Below are 7,584 nucleotides of genomic sequence, written 5' to 3' on the forward strand. Positions count from 1 at the left end.
CCGCCTGCGCCCGCGCGCGGCTCCGCACCACGGCGCGCACCGGCAGTCCGGCCGTGATCAGCGCCCGGCAGACGGTGGCACCGGCGCGCCCGCCCGCGCCGATGACCGCGACGGGCGCTGTCACGCGCCACCGGGGCGGAGGAAGGCGAAATCCACCCCCTCGTCGGCCTGCAAGACCTCGCGCTGCCAGAGCAGGTCCCAGCCGCGCGTGGCCGGGGGAGGGGGCGTCCAGCCGGCGCGGCGGGACGCGAGCGTCGCCTCGTCCACCAGCAGGTCGAGCCGGCGCTCCCGCACCGAGAGGCGGATGCGGTCGCCGGTCCGCACCAGCGCGAGCGGGCCGCCCTCGGCGGCCTCGGGAGCGATGTGCAGCACGATCGTGCCATAGGCCGTGCCGGACATGCGCGCGTCGCTGATGCGGATCATGTCCTTCACTCCGGCCGCGGCGAGCTTCTTCGGGATCGGCAGGTAGCCGGCCTCCGGCATGCCGTAGCCGCCCTTCGGCCCGGCGTTCTTCAGAACGAGGATATCCTGGGGGGTGACATCGAGTGCCGGGTCGTCGATGCGCGCGGCCATGTCGGGCAGGCTCTCGAACACCACCGCGCGCGCCTCGGTCTCGAACAGGCGCGGGTCGGCCGCCGCGCGCTTCAGGATCGCCCCGCGCGGGGCGAGCGAGCCGAACAGCGCGACGAGCCCGCCCACGGGCGAGATCGGATCCTCGAGCGGGCGGATCACCGCCGGATCGACGAAGCCCGCCGCATCGCGCGCCAGCCGCTCGCCGAGCGTCTCGCCGGTGATGGTCGGGGTGCCGAGGTGGAGCAGCGGCTTCAGCCGGCGCAGCACCGCCCCCATGGCGCCCGCGGCGTGGAAATCCTCCATGTAGCCCTGGCCGGTCGGCTTGAGGTCGACCAGCACCGGCGTCCCGTCCGAGAGCGCATTCAGCCGGTGCAGATCCAGCCTGAGGCCGGCACGCCCGGCGATCGCGGCCAGATGGACGATCGCGTTGGTCGAGCCCGAGAGCGCCAGGAGCACGCGGAGCGCGTTCTCCAGGCTCTCCGGTGTCACCAGGTCGCGCGGGCGGATGGGATCCTTGGCCGTCGCGAGCCGCACGGCGAGCGCGCCCGACGCCTCGGCCGCGCGCATCCGGTCCGCGTGCACCGCGGGGATCGCCGCCGTGCCGGGCAGCAGGAACCCCAGCGTCTCGGCGATGCAGGCCATCGTGCTCGCCGTGCCCATCACGCCGCAGGTGCCGGCGGTGGTGGCAAGATTGCCCTCGATCCGCTCGATCTGCGCCGCATCCACCTCGCCGGCGCGGAACTTCGCCCAGAAGCGGCGGCAGTCGGTGCAGGCGGAGAGGCGCTCGCCCTCGAACCGCGTCGCCATCATCGGCCCGCCGACCACCATCACCGCCGGCACGTTCGCGCTGACCGCGGCCATGAGCTGGGCCGGCACGGTCTTGTCGCAGCCGCCGAGCAGCACCACCGCATCCAGCGGCTGGGCGCGCATCATCTCCTCGGTGTCGATCGCGGCGAGGTTGCGGTAGTACATCGAGCACGGGCTGAGCGAGGGCTCGCACACGCTGATGGTGGGGAATGGCAAGGGCAGCCCACCCGCGGCGAGCACGCCCCGCTCGACCGCGCGCACGAGCTCCGGGAAGTGGCGGTGGCAGTTGTTCAGCCCCGAGCCCGTGTCGCAGATGCCGACCGTGGGGCGGGCGAGCGCCTCGCGGCTCCAGCCCATCGAGAGCATGAAGGACCGGCGCAGGTAGAGCGCCATGTCGCGGTCGCCGTAGTTGGAGGCGTTGCGGGCAAGTCCCTTGGGTGCGTCGTCGCTCATGCGTCTCCCCTCGTTCCGCGCCGAGGCTAGGGCCGACGCCGGCCGCCGGAAAGAGCGATCGCGCGATACGGTATCATGTTACCGTCAAGCGGAATCGCCCTTTCCGCTTGACCTGGCTGCCGATGCACCGTATCAGGCCGGCCACGCGCGGGGCGGTCCCGCCGGATGGTATCGGACATGATGAAGACCACACCCTCGCTGAAGCCGAGCCAGGCGCAGAAGACCTGGTGGCTGATCGACGCCGACGGGCTGGTGCTCGGTCGCCTCGCCTCGCTGATCGCGATGCGGCTGCGCGGCAAGCACAAGGCCACCTTCACCCCGCACGTGGACTGCGGCGACCACGTCGTCGTGGTCAACGCCGAGAAGGTGCGGGTCACCGGCAACAAGGCCCAGGACAAGGTGTTCCACTGGCACACCGGCTATCCGGGCGGGATCAAGAGCCGCACCATCGCCCAGCGCCTCGGCTCGAAGCATCCCGAACGGGTGATCGAGAAGGCGGTGGAGCGCATGATCACCCGCGGCCCGCTCGGGCGCCGGCAGATGCGCAACCTCCACGTCTATGCCGGCCCGGCCCATCCGCACGAGGGCCAGTCGCCGAAGGTCCTCGACGTCGCGGCGATGAACCGCAAGAACAAGGTGGCGTGACGATGAGCGCAGAAGCGGGTCGCGAGACCGTCCGTTCGCTGGCCGACCTGAAGGATCTCGGGGTCGCCGGCACCGCTGCCGCCGAGGCGCCGAAGCGCGAGCCGAAGCGCGACGCGCAGGGCCGCGCCTATGCCACCGGCCGGCGCAAGGATGCGGTGGCGCGCGTCTGGGTGAAGCCCGGCACCGGCAAGTACGAGATCAACGGCCGCACCGCCGAACAGTACTTCGCCCGGCCGGTGCTGCGCATGCTGATCGCCCAGCCCTTCCTGGTGGCGGACCGCTACAACCAGTTCGACGTGTACTGCACCGTCTCCGGCGGCGGGCTCTCGGGCCAGGCCGGCGCGCTGCGCCACGGCATCAGCCGCGCCCTGGTCAACTACGAGCCGGAGCTGCGCAAGATCCTGAAGCAGGCCGGGTTCCTGACGCGCGATGCGCGCGTGGTGGAGCGCAAGAAGTACGGCCGTGCGAAGGCCCGACGCAGCTTCCAGTTCTCGAAGCGCTGAGGCGCCGCGCCCGGACGCGACCCTGCGAGGGGGACATCCAGGAAGGGGGCGGAGCCGCGAGGTTCCGCCCCTCTTGCGTTCCGGGACATCCCGCCCCGAGAGTGGAGTCACGAAGGAGGACGCCATGGACCCGATCCGCGTGTTCATCGACGGCGAGGCCGGCACCACCGGGCTTCAGATCCGCGAGCGGATCGCCGGCCGACGCGACATCGCGCTGGTCCAGGCCGATCCCGCCCGCCGGAAGGACCCGGTCGCGCGCACCGAGGCGATGGCGCAGGCCGACCTCGTCGTGCTGTGCCTTCCCGACGAGGCCGCGCGCGAGGCGGTGGCGCTCGCCGCCGGGCTGCCCCAGGGCGGGCCGCGCATCCTCGATGCCTCGACCGCGCATCGGGTCGCCGAGGGCTGGGTGTACGGGTTTCCGGAGCTCGCGCCCGAACAGCCGGCGCTGATCCGCGCTGCGCGGCGGGTCGCCAATCCCGGCTGCTATCCCACGGGCGCGATCGCGCTGCTCCGCCCGCTGGTCGATGCCGGACTGCTGCCGCGCGACTACCCGGTGACGATCAACGCCGTCTCCGGCTATTCCGGTGGCGGAAAGTCGATGATCGAGGCCTACGAGGCCGGCACGGCGCCCGCCTTCGAGCTCTACGCGCTGACGCTGGAGCACAAGCACCTGCCCGAGCTGTTGCGCTATACCGGGCTCAGCCGGCGGCCGATCTTCGTGCCCTCGGTCGGCAATTTCCGCCAGGGCATGCTGGTGAGCGTGCCGCTGCATCTCGACACGCTGCCCGGCGCGCCGCAGGCATCCGACCTCGAGGCTGCGCTGGTCGCGCGCTACGCCGGGTGCGAGTATGTGACGGTCGTGCCGGCGCAGGGTGCGAAGCAGCTCGAGCCGCAGGCGTTGAACGGCACCAACACGCTGGAACTGCGCGTGTTCGCCAACGAGGCGCGGCGGCATGCGGTGCTGGTCGCCAGGCTCGACAATCTCGGCAAGGGCGCGTCGGGTGCGGCGGTGCAGAACATCGAGGTGATGTTCGGGCTGAGCGAAGCAAGGAAAGCAGCATAGGGCAGGGGGGCGATCGGCCCCCGGCCACCCTCGAGGGCGCCCCTCCCCTTGGTCGGAGCGGAGCGCGGAGCCCGTAGTGCAGGGGGACCAGCGTGGTCCCCCCACCGCCTGGAGATCCCCATGCAAGGCCCCCTCTACCCCTTCCGCGGCATCACCCCGACGGTGCACGACACCGCATGGATCGCCCCCACCGCCGCCGTGATCGGCGACGTCCAGATCGGCGAAGGCAGCGGCGTCTGGTTCCACTGCGTCATCCGCGGCGACGTCAACATCGTGCGCATCGGCGCGCGCACCAACATCCAGGACGGCACGCTGATCCACGTGAACCGCGAGCGTTTCCCCTGCCTGATCGGCGACGACGTCACGATCGGACACATGGCGATCATCCACGCCTGCACGCTGAAGAACCGCGCCTTCGTCGGCATGGGCGCGATCGTGCTCGACGGCGCGGTGATCGAGGAGGGGGGGATGCTCGCCGCCGGCTCCGTGCTCACCCCCGGCAAGGTGATCCCGCCGGGCGAACTCTGGGCCGGCGCGCCGGCCCAGTTCATGCGCAAGCTCGACAAGCCGGGCGATGCGTTTTTCGACCGCACCGCGCCGCATTACGCCGCGCTCGCCGCCGAGTACCGCCGCGAGTACCGAGCGCTCGCGCTCGCCCGCGCCGCGGAATGATCCCGCGTCGCATCGCCCTGATCGGCGCGCTCGCGCTTGCCGCCTGCGACGGAGGCCCCGTGGAGACCGTTCAGATCCCCCCCGGTGCCCTGCCGGGGGCCGGCAACGCGCTCGCCCAGGCGGCCGAGGCCGCGCATCACATGCTGGTCGCACGGCCGGACACGCTTCTCGACCGGCCGGCCGATGCCGCCTATGCGCTGATGCTCTACGAGATCGCCACCATCGAGGCCGCTGCCGGCCGGCTGGCGGATCCGTGGCCGGGACGGCTGATGCGCGAGGCGCGTCCGGTGGTGCGCGCTGCGGCGGGAATCGCCAGCGAGGCGACCGCGCAGCAGGTCGTCGATGCCCTCTGGGCCGCGTCGCAGGCGCTCCGCCGCGACGACGAGCCGGGCGCGCGTGCCGCTCTCGTCCCCCCCGCTGTGCTGCACACCGAGATCGCGCGCGACCGGCTGCAGCGCTACACCGTGCCGGCCCAGGGGGTGCGGGCGCTCCGGAGCCTGAAGGCGGCCCTCGAACGCGAGGCCGGTCCGCCGCGTTGACGGCAGTGGGCCGGCAGCCGGGCGGCTACTGCGCCGTCACCTTCACGTAGCTGCCCGGTGCGGGCTCGATCACCGCGAGCTTGCCGTCGCCGGGCTGGCGCGCCGGCACCTTCGCCTTGGAGAGCGAGGCCACCCAGCGCTGCCAGTCGGGCCACCAGCTGCCCGCGAGTTCGGTCGCGCCGGCGAGCCACGCCTCGGGGTCAGGCGGCAGTTCGGTGTTCACCCAGTGGCTGTACTTGCCGGCGTCCGGCGGGTTCACCACCCCGGCGATGTGGCCCGAGGCGGCGAGGACGAAGCGCTTGCGGCCGCCATAGATCTGGGTCGCCTTGTAGCACGCCTTCCATGGCGCGATGTGGTCCTCGCGCGTCGCGAGGATGTAGCTCGGCACCGTGATGCGCCCGAGATCGATCGGCGTGCCGCCGAGCGTGATCCCGCCCGGCTGCGACAGCCTGTTCTCCTGGTACATCTTGCGCAGGTAGAAGCTGTGCATCGCCGCCGGCATGCGGGTGCTGTCGCTGTTCCAGTAGAGCAGGTCGAACGGGAACGGCTCCTGCCCGAGCAGGTAGTTGTTCACCACGAACGACCAGATCAGGTCGTTGGCGCGCAGCATGTTGAAGGTCGCAGCCATCTCGCTGCCGTCGAGATAGCCCTTCCTCTGCATGCTCTCCTCGAGCGCCTTCAGCTGCTCCTCGTCGATGAAGACGGTGAGCTCGCCGGCCTCGGCGAAGTCGACCAGCGTGGTGAAGAAGGTCGCGGCCTTGATCCGCGAATCGTCCTTCGCCGCCATGTGCGCGAGCGTGCAGGCGAGCAGCGTGCCGCCGAGGCAGTAGCCGATCGCGTTCACCTCGCGCTCGCCGGTCGCCTGCTCGATCGCATCCAGTGCCGCGAGCGGGCCTTCCAGCATGTAGTCCTCGAAGGTCTTCTCGGCGAGGCGCTCATCGGGATTGACCCAGGAGATCATGAAGACGGTATGGCCCTGCGCCACGGCCCAGCGCACGAAGCTGTTCTTCGGCCGCAGATCGAGGATGTAGTACTTGTTGATCCAGGGCGGCGTGATCAGGAGCGGCCGCTTCAGGACCGTCTCCGTGCTCGGTGCATACTGGATGAGCTGCATCAGGTCGTTCTGGAAGACCACCGCCCCGGGCGTGGTGGCGATGTTCTCGCCCACCTTGAACGCCTCGTAGTCGGTCATCTTGATGTGGAGCTTGCCCTTGCCGCGCTCGAGGTCGGCCAGCAGGTTGTTCAGCCCGCGCACCAGGTTCTCCCCGCCCGTCTCCACCGTGCGGCGCAGCACCTCGGGGTTGGTCAGCAGGAAGTTGGTCGGCGCCAGCGCATCGACGAACTGGCGCGCGTAGAAGTCGAGCTTCTGCGCGGTCTTGTCGTCCAGCCCGTCGACGTTCTTGACGATGTTCTGCACGTAGCGGGCCGAGAGCAGGTAGGACTGCTTGATGAAGTCGAAGACCTCGTTCTCGTGCCAGTCCTCGTGCTTGAAGCGGCGATCGCCGGGCGGCGGCGCGACCACGGGTTCGGGCGTGTCGCCCATCAGCCGGCGCGCGGTGTTCTGCCAGAGCAGCATGTAGTCCTGCCAGAACGACATCTGCGCCTGCACGAGCTTGGCCGGATTTGCCATCATGCGCGCGGTCATCTCGAGGAAGGCGCTGCCGATGTTGAGCGGATCGAAGCCCGGCATCTGGGCGTCGTTCTGGCGCTTGAGGAACTCCATCACGATCCGCTGGCTGCGGCTCGCGATGTCGGCCATGTTGCGCGACAGGAGGGCGGGGTCAGGCATCTTGAAGGCCTGGCCGGCCTTGTCCTCTGCCATCGATCGGGGCGTCCTTTCGGCGTCGGGCGCGGGAGGTTGTCGGATGCGCGCGGACCCTAGTGCGCCGGGCATGGGGGATCAAGCGAAGCGGCCGGTTCTCGGCCGCGCGCGGGTGGCATGTCTCGTCCTGCTCGCGCTCGCGTCATGCGGGCCGCGCGGCGACCCGCTGGAGGCGGTGCGCGTCGCCGCCGGGCGCGCGCCGACGGCGGAGCTGCCGCCGGTGCCGGGGGCGGACCGACCCTACCCCGGTCTGGGCTCGGTGCCGGAGCGGCCTGTGCCGCCCTCGGCCGAGGCCCGGCGGCGGATCGCCGAAGCGCTGATCGCCGATCGCGAGAATGCACGCCATGTCGGCGCCCCGGTCATGCGCCCTGACGCGGCCGCGCCGCCGGCGCCCGCGGTCCAGTCTGCGCCGCTCGAGGCCCCGCCGGCAACCCCGCTCGGCGCGGCGGAGCGCGGCGCTTCCGTGCCGGGCGCGGTCGCGCCGCTGGTGCCGCCGCCGGCACCGCC

7 protein-coding genes and 1 pseudogene are annotated in these 7,584 nt (G+C 71.5%); 6 read left to right on the forward strand and 2 right to left on the reverse strand.

The genetic code is table 11. From position 1 onward, the window contains the following. Positions 1-120 precede the first annotated feature (120 nt). The gene (locus FK498_RS15685; RefSeq protein ID WP_141856174.1) at positions 121-1,833 is read right to left on the reverse strand and encodes a dihydroxy-acid dehydratase; all 1,713 of its coding nucleotides are present in this window, start codon (positions 1,831-1,833) and stop codon (positions 121-123) included. A gap of 180 nt (positions 1,834-2,013) precedes the next feature. Here FK498_RS15685 and rplM point away from each other — a divergent pair, with 180 nt between their 5' ends. The 5 genes from rplM to FK498_RS15710 all read left to right on the forward strand — a co-directional run bounded on the left by rplM (position 2,014) and on the right by FK498_RS15710 (position 5,255). Continuing rightward, on the forward strand, positions 2,014-2,478 hold the full coding sequence (gene rplM, locus FK498_RS15690; protein WP_141856186.1) for a 50S ribosomal protein L13: 465 nt from the start codon (positions 2,014-2,016) through the stop codon (positions 2,476-2,478). A gap of 2 nt (positions 2,479-2,480) precedes the next feature. Further along, entirely contained in the window at positions 2,481-2,981 is a 501-nt protein-coding gene (gene rpsI, locus FK498_RS15695) for a 30S ribosomal protein S9 (protein ID WP_141856176.1), read from the forward strand. A gap of 124 nt (positions 2,982-3,105) precedes the next feature. Next, positions 3,106-4,044 (forward strand): N-acetyl-gamma-glutamyl-phosphate reductase, encoded by a 939-nt coding sequence (argC, locus tag FK498_RS15700; protein WP_141856178.1) that lies wholly within the window; start codon positions 3,106-3,108, stop codon positions 4,042-4,044. Between the two features lie 120 nt (positions 4,045-4,164). Continuing rightward, positions 4,165-4,716: a gamma carbonic anhydrase family protein gene (locus FK498_RS15705; protein ID WP_141856180.1), complete on the forward strand. Its 552-nt coding sequence runs from the start codon at positions 4,165-4,167 to the stop codon at positions 4,714-4,716. After that, positions 4,713-5,255 (forward strand): hypothetical protein, encoded by a 543-nt coding sequence (locus FK498_RS15710; protein WP_141856182.1) that lies wholly within the window; start codon positions 4,713-4,715, stop codon positions 5,253-5,255. Before FK498_RS15705 ends, FK498_RS15710 begins: the two co-directional genes overlap by 4 nt. Before the next feature lie 25 nt (positions 5,256-5,280). On the opposite strand, the gene FK498_RS15715 is transcribed toward FK498_RS15710, so the two are convergent. After that, positions 5,281-7,077 carry an alpha/beta hydrolase gene (locus FK498_RS15715; RefSeq protein WP_141856184.1) on the reverse strand — a complete coding sequence of 599 codons (1,797 nt, stop codon included), beginning with the start codon at positions 7,075-7,077 and terminating at the stop codon, positions 5,281-5,283. A gap of 112 nt (positions 7,078-7,189) precedes the next feature. On the opposite strand from FK498_RS15715, the pseudogene FK498_RS15720 reads away from it, so the two are divergent. Then, positions 7,190-7,584 (forward strand): annotated as a pseudogene (locus tag FK498_RS15720) (hypothetical protein); the annotation flags it as partial.

The sequence above is a fragment of the Elioraea sp. Yellowstone genome (genome assembly GCF_006704265.1).
GTDB lineage: Bacteria > Pseudomonadota > Alphaproteobacteria > Acetobacterales > Acetobacteraceae > Elioraea.